The sequence below is a fragment of the Desulfuribacillus stibiiarsenatis genome, assembly GCF_001742305.1.
Taxonomy (GTDB): domain Bacteria; phylum Bacillota; class Bacilli; order Desulfuribacillales; family Desulfuribacillaceae; genus Desulfuribacillus_A; species Desulfuribacillus_A stibiiarsenatis.
This window is the reverse complement of the sequence record NZ_MJAT01000023.1, coordinates 1-1,236: the sequence shown is the minus strand read 5'-3', so window position 1 is coordinate 1,236 and position 1,236 is coordinate 1. Positions and strand designations below refer to the sequence as shown.

At 36.9% G+C, this 1,236-nt stretch carries 2 protein-coding genes; both read right to left on the bottom strand.

All coding sequences use genetic code 11. The features are described 5' to 3' along the window. On the bottom strand, positions 1–373 hold a 373-nt coding region (locus tag BHU72_RS16170; RefSeq protein ID WP_245671885.1), incomplete at its 3' end, for an IS3 family transposase. A gap of 203 nt (positions 374–576) precedes the next feature. Next, a partial coding sequence (locus tag BHU72_RS09285; protein ID WP_141709292.1) for a helix-turn-helix domain-containing protein occupies positions 577–1,236 on the bottom strand: 660 nt, incomplete at its 5' end.

Here is a 1,236-nt window from a genome sequence, read left to right as displayed (position 1 = left end):
CCGGATACACCTGGTGCGCTATATCAAATGTTTTAAAGACAAGTTCGTTGTTATTGGAATGTCCAAGTACAAAGGAAACAATGCTTTTGTCTGCCAAGTCTAGAATAGCACTAAGATAAGCTTTATTTTGAATACCATACTTCATTTCTGTTACATCTGTAAGCCATTTGGTGCCGAATTGATTGCTCTCAAACTGTCTATTTAAGATGTTTTCTGCAGTAATTTCAGGTGTGGAATGGATGTAATTCTTTCTTTTTCTACGACATACGGATTTCAAGTGTAAGATCTGCATCAGTCGGTAGATTCGCTTGTGATTCACATGAAAATCATGTTCTCGGTTTATTTTGATTGTCATTTGGCGATATCCAAGGATTCCGTTCTTTTCTTCATAAGCATCTTTGATGATTGATAATAAAGTTTTGTTGAAACTCTCATTATCGCTTTCTTTTCTATTTAGCCACTTATAATATGAAGAACGTTGGATGCCACCGACTTTACAAAGTTCACGTATTGAATAGGATTTCTCGTTATTAAGATTTTGTATAGCGAGATATATTGTTTCATTCTGAACCGGATTTAAAATCGCCGCCTTTCTATCTCGTCCAACTTTTTTAGGAAGTCTATCTCAATCTGCTTTCTTCTGTTTTCAGCTTCTAGCAGCTTGTTCTGTGCCCTGAGTTTTTCTACCTCAGACATCTGATTCTCAGACTTCTTTTTGCCACGTCTGTCCTGAAGTGCGTCCACACCATTTTTTAAATATTTGGTTGTCCAAGAGTAAACTTGCTGGTAGGAAACCTGAAATTCGTTTGCTGTTTGAGCATAATTGCTTTGGTGCTCTATGCAGTATTTGACGATATTAATTCGTTCATTGTATGTAGTTGTACGGCCTTTTGTCATGATAATTAACCCTCCTGTACCGGAAGTTTTCAACTTCTCATGACCATTATACTTTAAAACCCAGTTATTCAACTGGGTTTTAGATTTAATACCATACTTTCTACATATATCCAATAGTGATCCATTGCCAGCTAAGTAATCTCTTACAGCTGAAGTCTTAAATTCGGCAGTATAGACGCTATTCTTAGATGTATTTAGAAGACCATCAGGGCCTAGTGATAGATATGTTTGCCGCCATTGGTTGATGGATGCAAAGGTAACATCTAGCATAGAAGCTAAACGTCTAAGGGAACCTTCTCCACGGAGATATTTTTCTACAGCAGCTATTTTTTCTGTTCC